At 64.6% G+C, this 18,096-nt stretch carries 18 protein-coding genes and 1 pseudogene; 7 read left to right on the forward strand and 12 right to left on the reverse strand.

What is annotated here, in order from left to right; all coding sequences use genetic code 11:
- Positions 1–3 precede the first annotated feature (3 nt).
- From CAL19_RS04575 to CAL19_RS04585, 3 genes are all read left to right on the forward strand, one after another.
- Positions 4–1,836 (forward strand): branched-chain amino acid ABC transporter ATP-binding protein/permease, encoded by a 1,833-nt coding sequence (locus tag CAL19_RS04575; protein WP_094796132.1) that lies wholly within the window; start codon positions 4–6, stop codon positions 1,834–1,836.
- The gene (locus tag CAL19_RS04580) at positions 1,833–2,579 is read left to right on the forward strand and encodes an ABC transporter ATP-binding protein (RefSeq protein ID WP_026640319.1); all 747 of its coding nucleotides are present in this window, start codon (positions 1,833–1,835) and stop codon (positions 2,577–2,579) included. The genes CAL19_RS04575 and CAL19_RS04580 overlap by 4 nt, the downstream gene beginning before the upstream one ends.
- A gap of 187 nt (positions 2,580–2,766) precedes the next feature.
- Positions 2,767–4,109 (forward strand): IS3 family transposase gene (locus tag CAL19_RS04585; RefSeq protein WP_094795990.1). Its coding sequence is split into 2 segments (ribosomal slippage): positions 2,767–3,208 and positions 3,208–4,109, totalling 1,344 coding nucleotides; the frame shifts between segments, so codons are not numbered across the junction.
- A 64-nt stretch (positions 4,110–4,173) separates the two neighbouring features.
- On the opposite strand, the gene CAL19_RS04590 is transcribed toward CAL19_RS04585, so the two are convergent.
- Together CAL19_RS04590 and CAL19_RS04595 are read right to left on the reverse strand one after the other, a co-directional pair.
- Positions 4,174–5,013, reverse strand: a complete 840-nt coding sequence (locus CAL19_RS04590) for a branched-chain amino acid aminotransferase (protein ID WP_094796133.1) — start codon at positions 5,011–5,013, stop codon at positions 4,174–4,176.
- Positions 5,014–5,082: 69 nt separating this feature from the next.
- The gene (locus CAL19_RS04595) at positions 5,083–6,096 is read right to left on the reverse strand and encodes an ABC transporter substrate-binding protein (protein WP_094796134.1); all 1,014 of its coding nucleotides are present in this window, start codon (positions 6,094–6,096) and stop codon (positions 5,083–5,085) included.
- Between the two features lie 86 nt (positions 6,097–6,182).
- Here CAL19_RS04595 and CAL19_RS04600 point away from each other — a divergent pair, with 86 nt between their 5' ends.
- A complete protein-coding gene (locus CAL19_RS04600; protein ID WP_094796135.1) occupies positions 6,183–7,343 on the forward strand; it encodes an FUSC family protein in 1,161 nt (386 codons plus the stop codon).
- On the opposite strand, the gene CAL19_RS04605 is transcribed toward CAL19_RS04600, so the two are convergent.
- From CAL19_RS04605 to fdxA, 10 genes and pseudogenes are all read right to left on the reverse strand, one after another.
- Positions 7,340–8,335: a branched-chain amino acid ABC transporter permease gene (locus CAL19_RS04605; protein WP_026640323.1), complete on the reverse strand. Its 996-nt coding sequence runs from the start codon at positions 8,333–8,335 to the stop codon at positions 7,340–7,342. The two genes, CAL19_RS04600 and CAL19_RS04605, sit on opposite strands and share 4 nt — an antisense overlap.
- Positions 8,332–9,219 carry a branched-chain amino acid ABC transporter permease gene (locus CAL19_RS04610; RefSeq protein ID WP_026640324.1) on the reverse strand — a complete coding sequence of 296 codons (888 nt, stop codon included), beginning with the start codon at positions 9,217–9,219 and terminating at the stop codon, positions 8,332–8,334. The genes CAL19_RS04605 and CAL19_RS04610 overlap by 4 nt, the downstream gene beginning before the upstream one ends.
- Positions 9,220–9,312: 93 nt before the next feature.
- Positions 9,313–10,527, reverse strand: coding sequence for an ABC transporter substrate-binding protein (locus CAL19_RS04615; RefSeq protein WP_094796136.1), 1,215 nt, complete (start codon positions 10,525–10,527; stop codon positions 9,313–9,315).
- 59 nt (positions 10,528–10,586) lie between these two features.
- Positions 10,587–11,300 carry an ABC transporter ATP-binding protein gene (locus CAL19_RS04620; RefSeq protein ID WP_026640326.1) on the reverse strand — a complete coding sequence of 238 codons (714 nt, stop codon included), beginning with the start codon at positions 11,298–11,300 and terminating at the stop codon, positions 10,587–10,589.
- Entirely contained in the window at positions 11,297–12,070 is a 774-nt protein-coding gene (locus tag CAL19_RS04625) for an ABC transporter ATP-binding protein (protein WP_026640327.1), read from the reverse strand. Before CAL19_RS04625 ends, CAL19_RS04620 begins: the two co-directional genes overlap by 4 nt.
- A 143-nt stretch (positions 12,071–12,213) precedes the next feature.
- Positions 12,214–12,852, reverse strand: coding sequence for an endonuclease III (nth, locus tag CAL19_RS04630; RefSeq protein WP_026640328.1), 639 nt, complete (start codon positions 12,850–12,852; stop codon positions 12,214–12,216).
- Positions 12,849–13,493 (reverse strand): annotated as a pseudogene (gene rsxB, locus CAL19_RS04635) (electron transport complex subunit RsxB); the annotation flags it as partial. The pseudogene rsxB and the gene nth, both read right to left, overlap by 4 nt.
- Positions 13,494–13,532: 39 nt before the next feature.
- A complete protein-coding gene (locus CAL19_RS04640; RefSeq protein WP_094796138.1) occupies positions 13,533–14,747 on the reverse strand; it encodes a polyhydroxyalkanoate depolymerase in 1,215 nt (404 codons plus the stop codon).
- A gap of 136 nt (positions 14,748–14,883) precedes the next feature.
- A complete protein-coding gene (locus tag CAL19_RS04645) occupies positions 14,884–15,681 on the reverse strand; it encodes a ferredoxin--NADP reductase (protein ID WP_026640331.1) in 798 nt (265 codons plus the stop codon).
- A 34-nt stretch (positions 15,682–15,715) separates the two neighbouring features.
- Entirely contained in the window at positions 15,716–16,039 is a 324-nt protein-coding gene (gene fdxA, locus CAL19_RS04650) for a ferredoxin FdxA (RefSeq protein ID WP_026640332.1), read from the reverse strand.
- A 175-nt stretch (positions 16,040–16,214) separates the two neighbouring features.
- Between fdxA and pncB the strand changes: the two genes are divergently transcribed.
- The 3 genes from pncB to CAL19_RS04665 all read left to right on the forward strand — a co-directional run bounded on the left by pncB (position 16,215) and on the right by CAL19_RS04665 (position 18,090).
- Positions 16,215–17,390, forward strand: a complete 1,176-nt coding sequence (gene pncB, locus CAL19_RS04655; protein WP_038852463.1) for a nicotinate phosphoribosyltransferase — start codon at positions 16,215–16,217, stop codon at positions 17,388–17,390.
- 50 nt (positions 17,391–17,440) lie between these two features.
- Positions 17,441–17,794, forward strand: coding sequence for a RidA family protein (locus CAL19_RS04660; RefSeq protein WP_094796139.1), 354 nt, complete (start codon positions 17,441–17,443; stop codon positions 17,792–17,794).
- A gap of 143 nt (positions 17,795–17,937) precedes the next feature.
- A complete protein-coding gene (locus CAL19_RS04665; protein WP_038852464.1) occupies positions 17,938–18,090 on the forward strand; it encodes a DUF3309 domain-containing protein in 153 nt (50 codons plus the stop codon).
- Positions 18,091–18,096: the final 6 nt, after the last annotated feature.

Below are 18,096 nucleotides of genomic sequence, written 5' to 3' on the forward strand. Positions count from 1 at the left end.
GTCATGAACCGTATTCTGCTTGTTGCATTCGTCGTCCTGCTGGCCGCGCTGCCGATGTTTCCGGCCACGCCCGAGTTCTGGATCACGCAGCTCAACTACATCGGCCTGGCCGCGCTCGTGGCGCTGGGCCTGGTATTGCTGACCGGCGTGGGCGGCCTGACTTCGTTCGGCCAGGCGGCGTTCGTGGGCCTGGGCGCCTACACCACCGCGGTGCTCACCAGCCACTACGACACATCGCCCTGGCTGGCGCTGCCGGTGGGGCTGCTGCTGACGGCCGTCGTGGCCTACCTGCTGGGCGTCATCACGCTGCGCCTGTCGGGGCACTATCTGCCGCTGGGCACCATTGCCTGGGGGCTGTCGCTGTATTTCCTGTTCGGCAACCTGGACTGGCTGGGCAAGCACGACGGCATTGCCGGCCTGGAGCCGATCAGCGTGTTCGGTTATTCGCTGGCCAGCGGGCGCAACATCTATTACCTGATCTGGATATGCCTGCTCCTGGCGCTCTGGGCCACCAGCAACCTGCTCAATTCGCGTCCGGGCCGCGCCATCCGCGCGCTCAAGAGCGGGGCCGGCATGGCCGAGTCGATGGGCGTGAACACTGCCACCTATAAAGTCGTGATCTTCGTATGGGCGGCGCTGCTGGCATGCCTGTCGGGCTGGATCTATGCGCACATGCAGCGCGCCGTCAGCCCCAGCCCGTTCGGCCTGAACTACGGCATCGAGTACCTGTTCATGGCAGTGGTGGGCGGCGCCGGCCACGTGTGGGGCGCCGTGGTGGGGGCGGCCGTGATCCTGGGCCTGAAAGACCAATTGCAGAGTCTGCTGCCCGCGTTGCTGAACACCAATGCGAACTTCGAGCTGATCGTGTTCGGCGTGCTGCTTATTTTGATGTTGCAGTACGCCGCCAATGGCCTGTGGCCCATGCTGTCGGCCGGCTGGGCCCGCCTGACCGGAGGCGCGGCCTCGCGTCGCAACCTGGCGCCGCCCCCGGCCGCGCCCGTGCTGCCGCAGCGCGAACGACCGCAAGCAGGCGCGTTAGTGCTGGAGGTCGACAGCATCCGCAAAGAGTTTGGCGGACTGGTGGCGGTGAACGATATTTCGTTCAAGGTGCGCGCGGGCGAGATAGTCGGCCTGATCGGCCCCAACGGCGCCGGCAAGAGCACCACGTTCAACCTGATCAGCGGCGTGCTGCCGGCCACGCGCGGCCAGGTGCGCTTTCTGGGCGAACGCATCGACGGCCTGGCTGCGCGCGAGATCGCCCGTCGCGGGGTGGGCCGCACCTTCCAGCACGTGCAGCTGCTGCCCGGCATGTCGGTGCTGGAAAACGTAGCGCTGGGGGCGCACATGCGCGCGGAAGTGGGCGTGATGGCCGGCGCCCTGCACAGCGAACGCGCCCACGAGGCCCGGCTGCTGCACGAGGCCGCGACGCAGCTCAAGCGCGTGGGCCTGGGTGATTATCTGTACGAGCAGGCGGGCAACCTGGCCCTGGGCCAGCAGCGCATTCTGGAAATCGCGCGCGCGCTGGCCAGCGATCCGGTGTTGCTGCTGCTGGACGAACCGGCGGCAGGCTTGCGGTACAAAGAAAAGCAGGAGCTCGGGCAGGTGCTGCAGCAGTTGCGCGACGAGGGCATGAGCATTCTGCTGGTGGAGCACGATATGGACTTTGTAATGCGGCTTACCAACCATCTGGTGGTGATGGATTTCGGCACCAAGCTCGCCGAGGGCGTGCCGGCCGAGGTACAGCAGAACCCGGCCGTGCTGGAGGCCTACCTGGGCGGCATCGACGACGACCTGCCCGAAGTCGCCGCGGCCTCGACCAGCGAGGGGGCGCAATGACAGCAGACCCCATTCTCGATGTGCGCGGCCTGTGCGCCCGTTATGGCAAAGTCGGTGCGTTGAGCGAGGCCACGCTTGCCGTGGCCCCCGGCAGTATCGTGACCGTGATCGGCGCCAATGGCGCGGGCAAGTCCACCATGTTGAACGCGGTAATGGGTTCGTTGCCGAGCAGCGGGCATACCACCGGCGCTGTACAGTACGCGGGCACTGATGTGTCGGGCTGGAGCGTAGAGCGGCGCGTGGCCGCCGGCATGTCGCTGGTGCCGGAACGGCGCGAGTTGTTCGGCAGTATGTCGGTGGAAGACAACCTGCTGCTGGGCGGTTTTCGCCGCTACCGAGCCCGCGAAGCCGGCTGGCGCGATACGCTGGATGAAGTGTTCGAGCTGTTTCCGCGCCTGCGCGAGCGACGCCGCCAGGAGGCCGGTACGCTGTCTGGCGGCGAGCGGCAGATGCTGGCGGTGGGGCGGGCCCTGATGGCCAAGCCGCGCCTGTTGATGCTGGACGAACCCAGCCTGGGGCTGGCGCCGCGCATCGTGCGCGAGATCTTCCATATCATCGCGCGGTTGCGTGAAACAGGCGTCGCGATCCTGCTCGTGGAGCAGAACGCCCGCGCCGCGCTGCAGGTGGCCGATTACGGGTACGTACTGGAAACCGGCGAAGTCATCCTGCACGGCTCCGCCCGCGATCTCGCCGGCAACCCGCGCGTGATCGAAAGCTATTTGGGGCTGGGGAAGGGGGCGTAGCGGTATGCGGCCAGGGTGTCTGGTGCGCCGGGGGGCCTTGTCGCAAGCTGTAGGGGTGTCTGACACCTCCGGAGTCAGACACCTGGCGGCTGGTGCGTCGGGGGGGCTTGTCAGGCAAGGTGCAGCGGTGTCTGACTCCGAAGTGAAGTGACCCCCAAAAGTTGGATATCAACTTTGGGGTTATTTCATGGAGAAGTACAGTGAATCGGTCAAACTGGCGTCGGCTCAGGAGTATTGCGAGGGCAATGCCGGGATTGCGGCGGTAGCGCAACGTCATGGTGTGAGTCGACATGCGCTGCGCCGCTGGGTGGCGGCCTATCGGATCCATGGTGTGGCCGGCCTCCGTACCAAGCGTGTCCGCTATGACGAGGCGTTCAAATGGAAGGTTCTGCTGCACATGAAGCAGCATGAGCTGTCGTACCGCCAGACGGCGGCGTGGTTCGACATCCGTAACTTCAATATCATCGCTCGCTGGGAGCGCCAGTATGATGTACAGGGTTCAGCCCGAACATATACAGGAGGGCCTCCCAGGATGGTTTTACCCAAGAAGCCGGCGCTGCCTGACGCCGCACGCACCCGCGAAGACCTGCTCAAGGAGCTGCAGTTCTTGCGCACGGAGAACGCGTACCTAAAAAAGCTCGATGCCTTGGTTCAAGCCAAACAGAAATCGGCGCAGCAGAAAAAGCGCAAATAGTGCTTGAACTAAGGCAACACTTTCCCCTGGCCGACCTGTTGTCGGTGGCAGGCCTGCCGCGCAGCACCTTTTATTACCAGTGGCGGGCCGGGCAAGCCGGTGACAAGTATGCGTCGTTGAAGGCCCGGATTTGCGCCATTTTTGAACAGCACCAAGGACGCTATGGCTATCGGCGCATCACCGAAGTCGTGCGCCAGCAAGGCTGGCCGGTTAATCACAAGACCGTGCAGCGCTTGATGGGCTTGCTGCGGTTGAAGTCTTGCGTGCGGGTCAAGAAATATCGCTCTTATCGTGGCGCACTCAACCAGCTTGCCCCCAATGTGCTGCAACGCCAATTCCAGGCCGCGCAGCCGAACAAGAAGTGGGCCACCGATGTGACCGAGTTCAAAGTCGGCGCGCAGAAGCTGTATCTCTCGCCGGTGATGGACCTTTGTAACGGCGAGATCCTTGCCTACGAAATGGCCACCCGGCCAAGCTTTGCCATGGTTGCCAACATGCTCAAACAGGCTTGCACGCGGCTGGGCCCGTCCGAGCGTCCCATCCTGCACTCGGATCAGGGCTGGCAGTACCAGATGCCCGCCTACCGCGAACTGTTGGCGCAACACGGCGTGACCCCTAGCATGTCACGACGAGGCAACTGCCTGGACAATGCGGCCATCGAGAGCTTCTTCGGCACTCTCAAGGCCGAGTTCTACCACCTGAGCACCTTCCAGACCATTGAGCAGCTAAAGGACGGAATCGCCCGATATATCCATTACTACAATCACGAGCGCATCAAGCTTAAACTCAACGGGCTGAGCCCCGTGCAATACAGAACTCAGCTCCTGGCCACATAACGGTCAAAACCGTCCAACTTTGTGGGGTCACTTCACGAAGGTGTCAGACACCTGGGCGGTGCGCCTACTTTCCTCCGCGCGCGAATTCCATGTACAGCCGGTGCGCCCGCCGGGCCATCGGGCCATACCGCAATTCGCGGTCTTCCACGCGGTTTACGTGCACTACCTTGCCATAGTTGCCGGTCGAAAAGACTTCGTCGGCTTGTTCGACGTCGGCGCGCGTCAGCGCACGTTCTTGCACGTTCACTCCGTCTGCGCGCAGCAGTTGCAGCACGCGCTGGCGGGTAATGCCGTTCAGGAAGGTGCCGTTGTCGGCAGGAGTGGACACGACGCCGTCCCTGGCGATCCAGAGATTGGCGGTGGCGAACTCGGCGATATGTCCGTCGCCGTCCAGCATGATGGCGTTGTCGTACCCCTTGGCTGCGGCCTCGCGGATGGCGCGCTGACCGTTGGGGTACAGGCACGACGCCTTGGCGTCGGTGGGGGCCATGTTCGACCAGGCGCGGGCAAAGCTGGAGAAGCACGCCGAGAACCCCTGGTCGCCGGGCATGGGTACCTTGAACACGTGCAGCACGAATTGCGTTTTCTCGGCATCGGGCAGCAGGAAGCCGTCGGCGCAGAAGAACATCGGCTTGATGTACAGCGCCTCGCCAGCCGGAAAGCGCGCCACCGCCTGCAGGCACAGGTCGTAGATCGTTTCCCAGCCCAGTTGCGGCTGCATCAGCATCTTCTGCGCCGAGCGCACGACGCGCTGGCAGTGCAGATCGAGGTCGGGGGTCAGGCCGTCGAAGGCGCGCGCACCATCGAACACCATGTTGGCCATCCAGAACGCGTGGTCGGCCGGCCCCAGCAGCTTGGGGTTTTCCGTGGTCCAGTGGCCGTCGTACCAGTAGAGTGCATCCATGTAGAAATTCCTTGAGTCTGTACGGGCGCCGGCGGGCGCGCTTGCCGCCCGAGCATACACCCGGCCGGCTTACAACTTGGCCTGCACCCGCTCGGCGACATCGGTGGGCACCCATTTCTGCCACACATCGGGATACTTGCGCAGAAAGTACAGGGCCGCGTCCTCGGGCTCGGCGCCCTGGTTTTCCAGCCATCCCAGTGTGTCGTCGATGGCGGCGTCCGGCACGCTGAGTTTTTCGAAGAAGGCGTGCAGCCGCGGGGCCCGTTTGGCGAAATCGGCGTTCAGGCCCGTGACCACCTTATTGGACTTGAATTCGGTAGGCACCGGGTTCGCGCATTGCGGGTCGGTCATGCACCGGTACGCCGCCGCGTCGTAGGGCGGCAGTTCGAGCTTGACCAGATCCAGCGAGCCCACCAGCGCGGTGGGGGTCCAGTAATAAAAAACGATGTCGCGCTTGCGTTTGTAGGCCGACACGATGGCAGCCTTCTGCGCGGCGCCCGAGCCGGGGGCGAACATGGTGTATTCGCCTTCCAGCTGCAGCGCTTTCAGCAGGTTGGCATTGAGGGTGCCGCACGCCCATCCGGCCGGACACCCATAGATGCGACCGCGCGCGGGATCTTCAGGGTCGGCGAATGTTCTCGCGTAGCGCTTCAGGTCGGCGGCGGTTTTCAGGTCGGGGTGGCGCTCGGCCGTGTAGCGGGGGATATACCAGCCTTCTCCCGCGTCGAATACATGCCCGGCCGCGAGGACCTTGCCCGATTTCAAGGCTTTTTCCCAGGCCACTTCGATCTGCCCCGGCCAGACCTCGGGCGTGACTTCCATGTCGCCCCGTTGCAGCGCCGCCAGCATGGCGAGCGTTTCGCCGATTTCGACGGAGGTGTCGCAGCCGTACCCATGCTCGACGATGAAGCGCTCGATGCCGGCCAGTACCAGGTTGGATTCCCAGTTCAGGCCGCTGAAGCGTACCGGGGTGTCGACTTCGCATTGCGCGGCGGCGGCCGCGCCGGCGGGCGACATGCACCACAGCGCAGTGGCGGCGACCAGGGCCGACAGGACTCGCAAGAGGGGTTGCTTCTTATGCATCGGCAGTCTCCGTAACAGTGGAAGGGGCGGGCCAGGGCGCCGCGAGCCATCCAGTATCATAAAGACAAAGCCCCCATTTTTTTCCCATGCCCCGCAGATTGTTTCCACAGGCGAGCAGGACGCGGCCGCGTCGCCGCGCCGGGCGAAGCGCCGCGCGGCTGACCTCGCGCCGCGCGTCAGCGCGCCACCTGCTGCATGCCGGCCAGCTGCGCGACAGCCTGGCGCTGACCGCGCCGCCATCGCCGCGCACGGCCGTCATTGCCGGCATGCAGGCCGCCGTGGCCGTGCTGCTGGCGCTCGCCACCACGCACCTGTCGCCCTGGCCGCATCTGGTGGGCTTTCCGGCGCTGGGCGCGCTGGCGGCGCTGTTCGGGCGCTACGCCACACTGCATCGCCGCCGCCGGATTGTGCTGGTGTGCGGAACGTTGCTGACGGCGTGCGTGCTGCTGCCCTCGCTGGCCTCGCTGGCCGGCGCGACGCCTGAGCAGTTGATCCTGGTGCTTGCCATAATGGCCGGAGCCGTATCGCTGGCCGTGTCGCGCTGGGCGCTCGGCGGCCCGGGCGCCGTCATCTTCGTATTCGCCATCGGCGCTGTGCTGGCGCCGGCAGGCAGCTGGCAGGAGGTGGGGGCGCGCACGCTGGGCGCCGCCTGGGGCGCGTTGCTGGCCTGGATGGTGTGCGCGCTGACCGACAGGTTGCGGCCCGGCGACGCAGACGGCGCGCCGCCTACCGCCGCCGCGCCGCTGGCATACGAGCTGGCCGCGGCGGGGCGCATCACCATCGGGGCGGGCGCCGCGGCGTTTGTTGCCCATGCGGCCGGGTGGAACTACCCCGCGTGGGCTGCCATAGGCGCCGTCGCAGTCATGCAGGGCGGCCACCTGCACATCACCATGAACCGCGCGCTGCAGCGCATGGCCGGCACGGTGGTGGGCGCCTGCATCGTATGGGCGATTCTGGCGCAGCAGCCGCCGTTCTGGGCGGTGGTGCTGGCCATTGTGGTGTTCCAGTTCGTCACCGAGGTCATCATCGGCTTCAACTATGCGCTGGGGCAGATCACGGTGACGCCGATGGCATTGTTGATGACTCACCTGGCCTCGCCGGTGGCGCATGCCGACATGCCTGTGGAGCGCGTGCTGGACACGATGGTGGGCGCCGTGCTGGGCATCGCTCTGGCGCTGGTGTTTTCGTCGCTGGATGAACGCCGCCAACTTGCGCGTTGGCGGCGTCGGCGAGCGCGGCGCCGCTAGGCCGCGCCGGCCTGCGGCCTGGCGCGGCGCCGCGCCAGATATGCCTGCCACTCGCCCACGATGCCGCGGCGGAAAGCCAGCACGCAGATGATGAAGATCAGGCCGATGACGATGGTGACCGATTCTCCCAGGCGCAGGAACCAGCTGTTGCCGGTAAGTTCGGCCATGAAGCGGCCGAAATCGCCCACTTTGTTTTCAAGCAGCACCACAATGAACGCGCCGAGTATCGGGCCCACCAGCGTTCCCATGCCGCCGATCAGGGTCATCAGGATCACCAGGCCGGACATCTGCCAGGTGGCGTCCGACAGCGTGGCCGACACGAACACCAGCGTCTTGGCCGAGCCCGCCAGCCCCGCGATGGCAGCCGACAGCACGAAAGCCATCAGCTTGAAGCGGTCGACGTCGTAACCCAGCGACAGGGCGCGGGGTTCGTTCTCGCGCAACGCCTTCAATACCTGGCCGAACGGCGAATTCACCGTGCGCCAGATAATGAAGAAGCCGATGGCAAACAGCGCCATGACCAGGTAGTACAGATTCAGGTCGTCGCGCAGATCGATGACGCCGAACAGGGTGCCGCGCGGCACGCGCTGCAGGCCATCTTCGCCGCCGGTGAAGGGCGCCTGCAGGAAAAAGAAAAACACCATCTGCGCCAGCGCCAGCGTGATCATGGCGAAGTAGATGCCGCTGCGGCGTATGGCCAGCAGCCCCATCACGAAGCCCAGCGCGGCGGCGACCGCGGCGCCGAACAGCAGGCCCAGCTCGGTGGGAAACCCCCATATCTTGAGCGCGTGGCCGGTGGCGTAGGCGGCGCTGCCCAGGAACGCCGCGTGCCCGAACGACAGCAGGCCGGTAAAGCCCAGCAGCAGGTTGAAGGCGCACGCAAAAAGGGCGTAGCACATGACCTTCATGGCGAAGATGGGGTACACGCCCAAGTACGGCAGCAGGGCCACGATAATGGCCGCCGCCGTGTAGCCGAGCAGTTGTCGATTCATTTCACTTTCCCGAAGAGTCCGGCGGGGCGCAGCAACAGCACGATGGCCATGATGATGAAGACGACGGTGCTGGACGCCTCTGGCCAGAACACCTTGGTCAGCCCTTCAATGACGCCCAAGCCCAGGCCGGTCAGGATGGCCCCCAGGATCGACCCCATGCCGCCGATCACCACCACGGCAAACACCACGATGATCAGGTTCGAGCCCATCAGCGGCGAAATCTGCAGAACGGGCGCGGCAAGCACGCCGGCAAAGCCGGCCAGCGCCACCCCGAAGCCATAGGTCAGGGTCACCATGCGAGGAACGTTCACGCCGAAGGCTTCGACCAGCCGCGGGTTTTCGGTGCCCGCCCGCAGCAGGGCGCCCAGGCGCGTGCGCTCGATGATGAACCAGGTGGCCAGGCACACGGTGATGGAAGCCACCACCACCCAGGCGCGGTAGTTGGGCAGGATCATGAAGCCCAGGTTGGTTGCGCCGCGCAGTGCGTCGGGGGTGGGATACGGTTGCCCCGATACGCCATACACGCTGCGGAACAGGCCCTCGATCAGCAGCGTCAGCCCGAAGGTCAGCAGCAGGCCGTATAAATGGTCGAGCTTGTACAGGTGCCGCAGCAGCAGCTTCTCGATGATGATGCCGAACAGGCCCACCACCAGTGGAGCCAGGATCAGCATCACCCAATAGTTCAGTCCCAGGTACGACAGCCCCATCCAGGCCACGAACGCGCCCAGCATGTACAACGAGCCATGGGCGAAATTGATGACGTTCAGCAGTCCGAAGATAACCGCCAGACCCAGCGAAAGCATGGCGTAGAACGACCCATTGACCAGCCCGAGCAGCAGCTGCCCGAGCAAGGCCTGTATGGGTATGCCAAATAAGAGAGTCATGTTGAAAGAATCCTGCGCGTTCGGGTAGAGGCGTGTCTCTCGCGGCGGCGCCCGGCCTGATGGGCCCGGGCGCGCCGCAGGTCGTGAAGCGGATTACTTCTTGATGAGCTTGCAGGTGGACTCTTCCGGCTGGGTGAACACGTCTTCGCCCGGCAGCTTGGCCACGACCTTGTAGTAGTCCCAGGGGCCCTTGGACTCCTGCGGAGTCTTCACCTGCATCAGGTACATTTCATGCACCATGCGGCCATCGGGGCGGATGTAGCCGTCTTTGGCGTAGAAGTCGTTGATCTTGTTCGACTTCATCCATTTCATGAGCGCATCGCCATCGTCGGTGCCGGTAGCCTTCACGCCGTTCAGGTAGAACGCCACGGCAGAATAGTCGGCAGCCTGCAGGCTGGACGGCTTGCGCTTGACTTTGGCTTCGAATTTTTCGCTCCAGGCGCGCGCTTCCGGGCTCTGGTTCCAGTACCAGCTGTCGGTCAGGTACATGTTCTGCGTAGCCTGCAGGCCCAGCGAATGGATGTCGTTGATGAAGATGAGCAGCCCGGCCATCTTCATGGTCTGCGTGACGCCGAATTCGTTGGCGGCCTTGATGGAGTTGATCGTGTCGCCGCCGGCGTTGGCCAGGCCCAGGATCTGCGCGCCGGAGGCCTGCGCCTGCAGCAGGAACGACGAAAAATCGGACGTCGCCAGCGGCGCGCGCACCGTACCCTTGACTTCCCCGCCGGCTTTCTTGACCACGGCGATGGTGTCCCGCTCCAGCGCGTGGCCGAAGGCGTAGTCGGCCGTCAGGAAGAACCAGGTCTTGCCGCCGTCTTTCACCACCGCCGAGCCGGTGCCGCGCGCCAGCGCCACGGTGTCATAGGCATAGTGCACCGTGTAGGGCGTGCATTGGGCATTGGTCAGGTCCGACGCGCCCGCGCCGATGGAGATGAAGGGTCTTTTCTTTTCGGCCGCGACCGCCGCCATGGCGAGGTTGGTGGCCGAGTTGGTGCCGCCCACCAGCAGGTCCAGGCCTTCCTGGTCGAACCATTCGCGGGCACGGCTGGAAGCAATGTCGGCCTTGTTCTGGTGGTCGGCGGTGACAAGCTCGATCTTCTTGCCATTGATTTCGCCGCCCGCATCGGCTATTGCCATGCGGATCGCTTCCACTCCGGCAGGCCCGTCGATATCGGAATACACGCCGGACATGTCTGTAATGAAACCGATGCGGATGACATCGCCGGAGATGCCTTGCGCCTGGGCGGGTAGCCCTGCAAATCCCAGGCCGGCCAGGGCCAGTGCGGCAGGAATGTGATGCAGCTTCATGGGATGACTCCTTTGCTTCTCTCTTTGGGGGGCCGCGAAGGCGGCGGATGACAGGCTTTCTAGACGCCCAACAGTTCGTTGAGCGTGTCCTGTTTCTGTTGAAGCTCGTCGGCCTTGAAGTGCTCGACGATCTGGCCGTGTTCCATGACGTAGAAGCGGTCAGACAATGGCGCGGCGAAGCGGAAGTTCTGCTCGACCATGACGATGGTATAGCCGCGCTGTTTCAGTGTTGTGATCATGCGCGCCAGCGCCTGCACGATGACTGGCGCCAGGCCTTCGGATATTTCGTCCAGCAGCAACAGGTTGGCGCCGGTGCGCAGGATGCGCGCCACCGCCAGCATCTGCTGTTCGCCGCCCGACAGGCGTGTGCCGGGCGAGTTGCGGCGTTCGTGCAGGTTGGGGAACATGTCGTAGATTTCGGCCAGCGACATGCCGCCACCCAGTGCTCCGCCCACGGCCGGCGGCAGCAGCAGGTTTTCTTCGCACGACAGGCTCGCGAAAATGCCGCGTTCTTCGGGGCAATAGCCCACGCCCAGATGCGCGATTCTGAAGGTGGGCAGGCCGATCGCCTCGGTGCCATGGATGCGCACCGAGCCCTTGCGCGTGCCGGTCAGGCCCAGCACGGCGCGCAACGTGGTGGTGCGCCCCGCGCCGTTACGGCCGAGCAGCGTGACGACCTCGCCCTGGCTGACGGTCATGTCCACGCCGTGCAGGATATGCGATTCTCCGTACCAGGCCTGCAGGCCCGAAATTTCGAGGGCGGGAGTGCTCATGCGTGCGCTCCTTCCAGTTCCCCTTCAGTCGTGCCCATGTAGGCCTGCATGACGGCAGGATGGCGCGACACTTCGGCATAAGTGCCTTCCGCCAGCACCGCGCCGCGCGCCAGCACGGTGATGGTATCGGCGATAGACGACACGACATTCATATTGTGTTCAACCATCAGGATGGTGCGGCCCTGGCTGACGCGCTTGATCAACTGCGTGACGCGATCGACGTCTTCGTGGCCCATGCCCTGCGTGGGTTCGTCGAGCAGCATCAGCTCGGGTTCCATGGCCAGCGTCGTGGCGATTTCAAGGGCGCGCTTGCGCCCGTACGGAAGGTTGATGGTGACCTCGTCGGCAAAGCCGCCCAGGTCGACCAGTTCCAGCAGTTCCAGCGCTTTGGGGTTGAGCCTGGACAGGCCTTTTTCGCTGCGCCAGAAGTGGAACGACTGGCCTGTCTTGCGCTGCAGGCCGATGCGTACATTTTCCAGTACGGTCAGGTGCGGGAACACCGCCGAGATCTGGAACGAGCGGATGATGCCGCGCCGCGCGATCTGCGCAGGACGTTCGCGGGTGATGTCGTGGCCGTTGAAGAAGATCTGGCCCGACGTGGGCGCCAGGAACTTCGTGAGCAAGTTGAAACACGTGGTCTTGCCGGCGCCGTTGGGGCCGATCAGCGCGTGAATCTGGCCGCGCCTGACGCGTAGATTGACATCATTGACGGCGACAAAGCCGAGAAATTCCTTGGTAAGGCCTTTTGTCTCCAGGATAACGTCATCCATTTTCACGGCACCGGCGCTGGTTTTTTATAGGGTTGCCGGCGAGTATGAGGAGGTATCCCCCAAAATTCCATGAGGGTTTCTCATAAGTCATTCGCACTATGTGCCCAGATTGTCGGTCAGCCGACATTGTGGGCCATGAACCCTTATGCCGACAGGGTTTTCGCCTTGTACTCGCACAAGTCGGCAATGCCGCACTGCGGGCATTTGGGCTTGCGCGCCACGCAGATGTAGCGGCCGTGCAGGATCAGCCAGTGGTGCGCGTCCTGGCGGTATTCGGGCGGCACGAGTTTCTCGAGCCTGAGCTCGACTTCGAGCACATTCTTGCCGGGCGCGATGCCCGTGCGGTTGGACACGCGGAAGATGTGCGTATCGACTGCCATCGTGGGTTGTCCGAAGGCGGTGTTGAGCACGACGTTCGCCGTCTTGCGTCCCACGCCGGGCAGGGCTTCGAGTTCTTCGCGCGTCTGCGGCACCTGGCCGCCGTGGCGCTCGATAAGCAGCCGGCAGGTCGCAATGGCGTTCTTGGCCTTGGTGCGATACAGGCCGATGGTCTTGATGTATTCGGCCAGCCCTTCTTCGCCCAGCGCCAGCATGCCTTCAGGCGTGCCGTGGGCGGGAAAGAACTTGCGCGTCGCCAGGTTCACTGACTTGTCGGTGGCCTGCGCCGACAACAGCACCGCAATCAACAGTTGAAAGGGGGTGTCGTATTCGAGTTCGGTGGTGGGGCTGGGGTTGGCCGCCTGCAGGCGGGCGAAGATGGCGCGTCGTTTGGCGGCGTTCATGGACTCGATGCGTTGCGTCGGGCCCGGGCGCGTGCCAGGGCGGATTCAATGGCGGCCCGCTTGCGGGCGTCATCTTGCGTGGACGCCGATGGCCGGGGCTCGACAGGCGTGTCGGCGCTGGCGGCCATCAGGCGGGCGTTGTCTGCAGTTTCGCGCGCCAGCCGCGCCTGACGCGCCTCGTGCCGCTGGCGGCTGGCCGCGGCGTCGGCCGGCGTCCACTCGCGCCGGGCAGGCACCATCTCGATACAGTCGACCGGGCAGGGTGCAACGCACAGATCGCAACCGGTGCACCAGTCGGCCAGCACGGTATGCATGCGCTTGTTCGCGCCGACGATGGCGTCTACCGGACAGGCGCGGATGCAAAGCGTGCAGCCGATGCAGTGCGCCTCGTCGATGCGCGCAACCATGAGCGGACCGGGCGCGCCGCGTGCGGTGTCCAGCGGCAGCGCGGCGGTATCGAGCAGCGCCGCCAGCGCGGCGATGCCGGCGTCACCGCCGGGCGGGCAGCGGTTGATCGGGGCGGAGCCATCGGCGATGGCGTGCGCGTAAGGCCGGCAGCCGTCGTATCCGCACTTGGTGCACTGGGTCTGGGGCAGCAGTGCATCGATGCGGTCGGCTAGGGAAGAACAGGACATGGCGGAAAAGACAGCAGCGGGGCCGCAAGGGCCCGCGCGCCAGCACTAGCACTGGCGAATGAATTCCGCGATTTTAGGACAGATCATCTCGCGCCAGCGCCGGCCCGCAAAAATGCCGTAGTGGCCGCAGCCGGGCGCCGTGTAGTGCTGCTTGCGCGCCGCGGGAATGCCGCGGCACAGATCGATGGCCGCGCGCGTCTGGCCCTGACCGGAGATATCGTCGAGCTCGCCTTCGATGGTGAACAAGGCCACCTTCTTGATGTCGGCCGGTCGCACGGGCCGGCCATCTACGCGCCAGGTGCCGTTGGGCAGCTGGAATTCCTGGAACACCACGCGGATGGTGTCCAGGTAGAACTCGGCGGGCATGTCCAGCACCGCGTTGTATTCATCGTAGAACCGCCGGTGCGCTTGCGCGTCGCTGTCGTCGCCGCGCAGCAGGTCCAGGTAGAAGTCGTAATGCGAGCGCAGGTGGCGGTCGGGGTTCATGGCGACGAACCCCGCGTGCTGCAGGAACCCCGGATACACGCGCCGGCCCGCGCCCGGGTAGCGCGCCGGCACCGTGTCGATCAGCTGCGACTCGAACCACGAGTGCGGCTTGGTGGTGGCCAGGCGGTTGACCTGCGTGGGCGACTGGCGGGGATCGATAGGGCCGCCCATCATCACCATGCTGCGGGGCTGGTGCGGATCGTTTTCCGACGCCATCAGCGCGATGGCCGCCAGAACGGGCACGGTGGGCTGGCAGACCGAGATCACATGCACGTCGGGCCCCAGGTAGCGGATGAACTCCTGGATGTAGCGCACGTAGTCGTCCAGGTGGAACCGGCCTTGCGATACAGGCACCATGCGCGCATCGAGCCAGTCGGTCACGTAGACGTCGTGCGCCGGCAGCAGGGCCCGCACCGTATCGCGCAACAGGGTGGCGTGGTGGCCCGACAGGGGCGCCACCAGCAGCACGCGCGGGTCGGTGCGGCGTGCGGCGCGTTCGAAGTGCAGCAGGCGGCAGAAAGGCTTTTCGATGGCCGCCGTTTCCGTCACACGTACCGTGCGGTTATCGATGCGGGTAGTGGGAAGGTTCCAGGCCGGCTTCTGGTATTCCTTTCCCAACCGGTGCATCAGCTCACAGCTGGCAGCCAGTTGCCGCGACAGCGGCGTGTACGCCAGTGGGCTGAACGGGCTCGAAAACAACTGCGAGCTGGCGTCGGTGAAAGCCGCCAGCGGGGTCAGGAAGGCGCGCTGTAGTTCGTGCAGGTGATACAGCATAGGGGCAGGATCCCGGACTGGAAGGGTCGGTTTATTACGGACGCGTGTAAGGATATATCCAAACTGTCTTGGAAACCGGTGCCAATCGGGCCGATTGTGTTGCGAAAATGCGACCCGCCGGCCGATGCCGGCAGGCCTACCAGTAGTTTTCGACGGCCAGATTGCCGGGGATGCCGCGGCGGCCGGGCTTGAAACCGCGCTCGCCCAGCAGCTTGCGTGCGTCGGCCAGCATCGCGGGGTTGCCGCAGAGCATGACCTTGGCGCGCTCGGGGTCGAGCGCGGCGCCCGCCGCTTGTTCGAGCCGGCCATCGGCAATGAGCGTGGTCAGGCGCGCCTGCGGCGCGCCAGGCAATGCCTCGCGCGTGGCGATGGGCAGGTACACCAGTTTGCGGGGATCCTGCTGGAAAAAAGGGGCGAAACCGGGCCGGCCCTGCCATGCCAGGATCTCGTCGCGGTAGGCCAGTTCGGCCGCCGTGCGCACCCCGTGGACCAGAATGATGCGCTCGAACGAATGCCAGGTAGCCGGGTCGCGCAGAATGGACAGGTAGGCCGACAGGCCGGTGCCCGTGGCCAGCAGCCAGAGGTCGCCGCCGGGGGGAAAGCGGTCGATGGTCAGGAACCCGAACGGGTTCTTTTCGATATAGAGCGGGTCGCCCACCTGCAGGCGCGCCATGCGCGGGCTGAACAGGCCTTCGGGCACGACGATGGAATAGAACTCCAGTCCCGGTTCGTGCGGAGCCGACACCATGGAATAGGCGCGCCACAGGGTGGGCGCGGCATCGGGCGTGTCGGCTTCGGGCAGGCCCACGCGGGCGAATTGCCCGGCCTTGAAGTCGAAGGACGGATCGCGCGTGACACGCACCGAGAACAGCTTGTCCGGAACCCAGGTGTGGACGTGGGTGACGGTTTGGCGCGTGTATTTGGTATCGGTCATCAAGGGCAGGGCGGTCGCGCTGCAGCCGCAGCCGCTAGCGCTCCAGGTGTTGCAGTTTGTCCGGCACGCCGTTCCAGTCGTCGGCTTCGGGCAGCGGTTTCTTGGCGCGGCTGATGGGCGCGAATTCCGGGGTCAGTTCGGCGTTGAGCGCGATGAACTGCACCTGGTCGGCCGGCACGTCTTCTTCGGCGTAAATGGCGTTGGCCGGGCATTCGGGGATGCACACGGCGCAATCGATGCATTCGTCAGGGTCGATGACCAGGAAGTTCGGACCTTCGCGGAAACAGTCCACGGGGCACACGTCGACACAATCGGTGTACTTGCATTTGATACAGTTTTCGGTAACGACGTGGGTCATTCAGGACTCCGGCAAGCGACAGCTTTGACTTTTTCAGGATTTTACCCAATGCGGGGGGCTGGGGCGACCATAACCCTGGGAACGGTAGTGGCGGCAGCGGCACGGACTGACGCGCTGCTTGTGCTATGGTGTGACGAAACGTGTGGCGCCGGAGCGGCGCCCGTATCGCGCCATCATGATAATCACTTCGCTGCTCGACACTGACCTGTACAAGTTCTCAATGATGCAAGTGGTATTGCATCATTTTCCCGCTGCCCAGGTCGAGTACCGGTACAAGTGCCGTACCCCAGGCATCAACTTGCGACCCTATCTCGACGAGATCCGGGACGAAGTGCACGCATTGTGCCAGTTGCGCTTCACAGACGAAGAATTGCAGTACCTGGGAAATTTGCGCTTTATCAAAAGCGACTTCGTTGATTTCCTGCGCCTGTTCCATCTGCCCGAACGATGCATACACATCGGCGAGGGCGAGTCGCCCGGCGAAATCTCCATCACCGTCCAGGGGCCGTGGCTGCATACGATCCTGTTCGAGATCCCGGTGCTGGCCATCGTCAATGAGGTCTATTTCCGCAACACGCGCCGCGATCCGAACTGGGCAGAAGGGCGCCATCGCCTGCAGTCCAAGATGAACCTGGTGCTCGACGATCCGGCCCTGGCGGATTTCCGCGTTGCCGAGTACGGCACCCGCCGCCGGTTCTCGAAGATATGGCACGAAGAAATCGTGTCCACCATGAAGGCCCGCATGGGCCAGCACTTTGCCGGCACCAGCAATGTGCTGCTGGCCATGAAGCACAACGTGCTGCCCCTGGGCACCATGGGACACGAATACCTGCAGGCCTGCCAGGCGCTCGGCCCGCGGCTGCGCGATTCGCAGGTGTTCGCGCTGGAAGTGTGGGCCAAGGAATATCGCGGCGACCTGGGCATTGCACTGTCCGACGTGTACGGCATGGACGCCTTCCTGCGCGATTTCGATATGTACTTCTGCAAGCTGTTCGACGGCGCGCGGCACGATTCGGGCGACCCCTTCGTGTGGGGCGAACGGCTGCTGGACCACTACCGCAAAAACCGCGTCGACCCGCGCGCCAAGACGCTGGTGTTTTCGGATTCGCTGACCTTTCCGCGCGCGATCGAACTGGCCAGGCAGTTTGCCGGCCGCTGCAAAGTGTCGTTCGGCATAGGCACCAACCTGACCAACGACCTGGGCCACGAGCCGCTGCAGATCGTGATGAAGATGGTGCGGTGCAACGGCCAGCCCGTGGCCAAGGTGTCCGACGCACCCGAGAAAACCATGTGCGACGATCCCGCCTATCTGGCCTACCTGCGACAGGTCTTCCAGCTGCCGCCGGCCTGATGCGGCCCGGCGGCGCAATTTTCAACAACGTCTCTATTCAGGGGATTTCAATGAGCAGTATCCGACGCGTCAACGTGGAAAAACGGTTGTCCGACATGGCTGTGTATAACGGTGTGGCGTACCTGGCCGGCCAGGTGCCCGACGACGCCACGCTGGACATGGCGGGCCAGACCCGCCAGGTGCTGGCGACCATCGATCGCCTGCTGGCCGAGGCCGGCACCGACAAGACCAAGATCCTGATGGCGCAGATTTTCGTGGCCAATATGAAAGAGTTCGACGCCATGAACCAGGCCTGGGACGAGTGGGTGGCGGCGGGCAATTCGCCTCCGCGCGCGACGGTGGAAGCCCGGCTGGCCAACCCCGACTACAAAGTCGAGATCGTGGTGACCGCGGCGGTGAACTGACGTCCCGCCCACCAGCGCTGCGAAAACCCCGGCACGGCCGGGGTTTTTTATGGGCGGTCGGGCCAGGCAAAGGTCGGGCACGGCGCTTGCAGAGGGGCGGCGGGCGGCGACCGGGCCGCTATGACAACCACAAGGAGCACGCTATGGGCACTATTTTGCTGATCCTCCTGATCCTGCTGCTGATCGGCGCCTTTCCTGCCTGGCCGTACAGCCGGGGCTGGGGCTACTATCCCAGCGGCCTGCTGGGCATCGTCGTGATCGTGTTGATCGTCATGCTGCTTACCGGCCGGCTATAGCATCGG

The sequence above is a fragment of the Bordetella genomosp. 7 genome, assembly GCF_002261265.1.
Classification (GTDB): Bacteria; Pseudomonadota; Gammaproteobacteria; order Burkholderiales; family Burkholderiaceae_B; genus Bordetella_A.

Coding starts and splice junctions, on each gene's coding strand:
- CAL19_RS04575 (WP_094796132.1), top strand. CDS start 4: ATGAACCGTATTCTGCTTGTTGCATTCGTCGTCCTGCTGGCCGCGCTG.
- CAL19_RS04580 (WP_026640319.1), top strand. CDS start 1,833: ATGACAGCAGACCCCATTCTCGATGTGCGCGGCCTGTGCGCCCGTTAT.
- CAL19_RS04590 (WP_094796133.1), bottom strand. CDS start 5,013: ATGGATGCACTCTACTGGTACGACGGCCACTGGACCACGGAAAACCCC.
- CAL19_RS04595 (WP_094796134.1), bottom strand. CDS start 6,096: ATGCATAAGAAGCAACCCCTCTTGCGAGTCCTGTCGGCCCTGGTCGCC.
- CAL19_RS04600 (WP_094796135.1), top strand. CDS start 6,183: ATGCCCCGCAGATTGTTTCCACAGGCGAGCAGGACGCGGCCGCGTCGC.
- CAL19_RS04605 (WP_026640323.1), bottom strand. CDS start 8,335: ATGAATCGACAACTGCTCGGCTACACGGCGGCGGCCATTATCGTGGCC.
- CAL19_RS04610 (WP_026640324.1), bottom strand. CDS start 9,219: ATGACTCTCTTATTTGGCATACCCATACAGGCCTTGCTCGGGCAGCTG.
- CAL19_RS04615 (WP_094796136.1), bottom strand. CDS start 10,527: ATGAAGCTGCATCACATTCCTGCCGCACTGGCCCTGGCCGGCCTGGGA.
- CAL19_RS04620 (WP_026640326.1), bottom strand. CDS start 11,300: ATGAGCACTCCCGCCCTCGAAATTTCGGGCCTGCAGGCCTGGTACGGA.
- CAL19_RS04625 (WP_026640327.1), bottom strand. CDS start 12,070: ATGGATGACGTTATCCTGGAGACAAAAGGCCTTACCAAGGAATTTCTC.
- nth (WP_026640328.1), bottom strand. CDS start 12,852: ATGAACGCCGCCAAACGACGCGCCATCTTCGCCCGCCTGCAGGCGGCC.
- CAL19_RS04640 (WP_094796138.1), bottom strand. CDS start 14,747: ATGCTGTATCACCTGCACGAACTACAGCGCGCCTTCCTGACCCCGCTG.
- CAL19_RS04645 (WP_026640331.1), bottom strand. CDS start 15,681: ATGACCGATACCAAATACACGCGCCAAACCGTCACCCACGTCCACACC.
- fdxA (WP_026640332.1), bottom strand. CDS start 16,039: ATGACCCACGTCGTTACCGAAAACTGTATCAAATGCAAGTACACCGAT.
- pncB (WP_038852463.1), top strand. CDS start 16,215: ATGATAATCACTTCGCTGCTCGACACTGACCTGTACAAGTTCTCAATG.
- CAL19_RS04660 (WP_094796139.1), top strand. CDS start 17,441: ATGAGCAGTATCCGACGCGTCAACGTGGAAAAACGGTTGTCCGACATG.
- CAL19_RS04665 (WP_038852464.1), top strand. CDS start 17,938: ATGGGCACTATTTTGCTGATCCTCCTGATCCTGCTGCTGATCGGCGCC.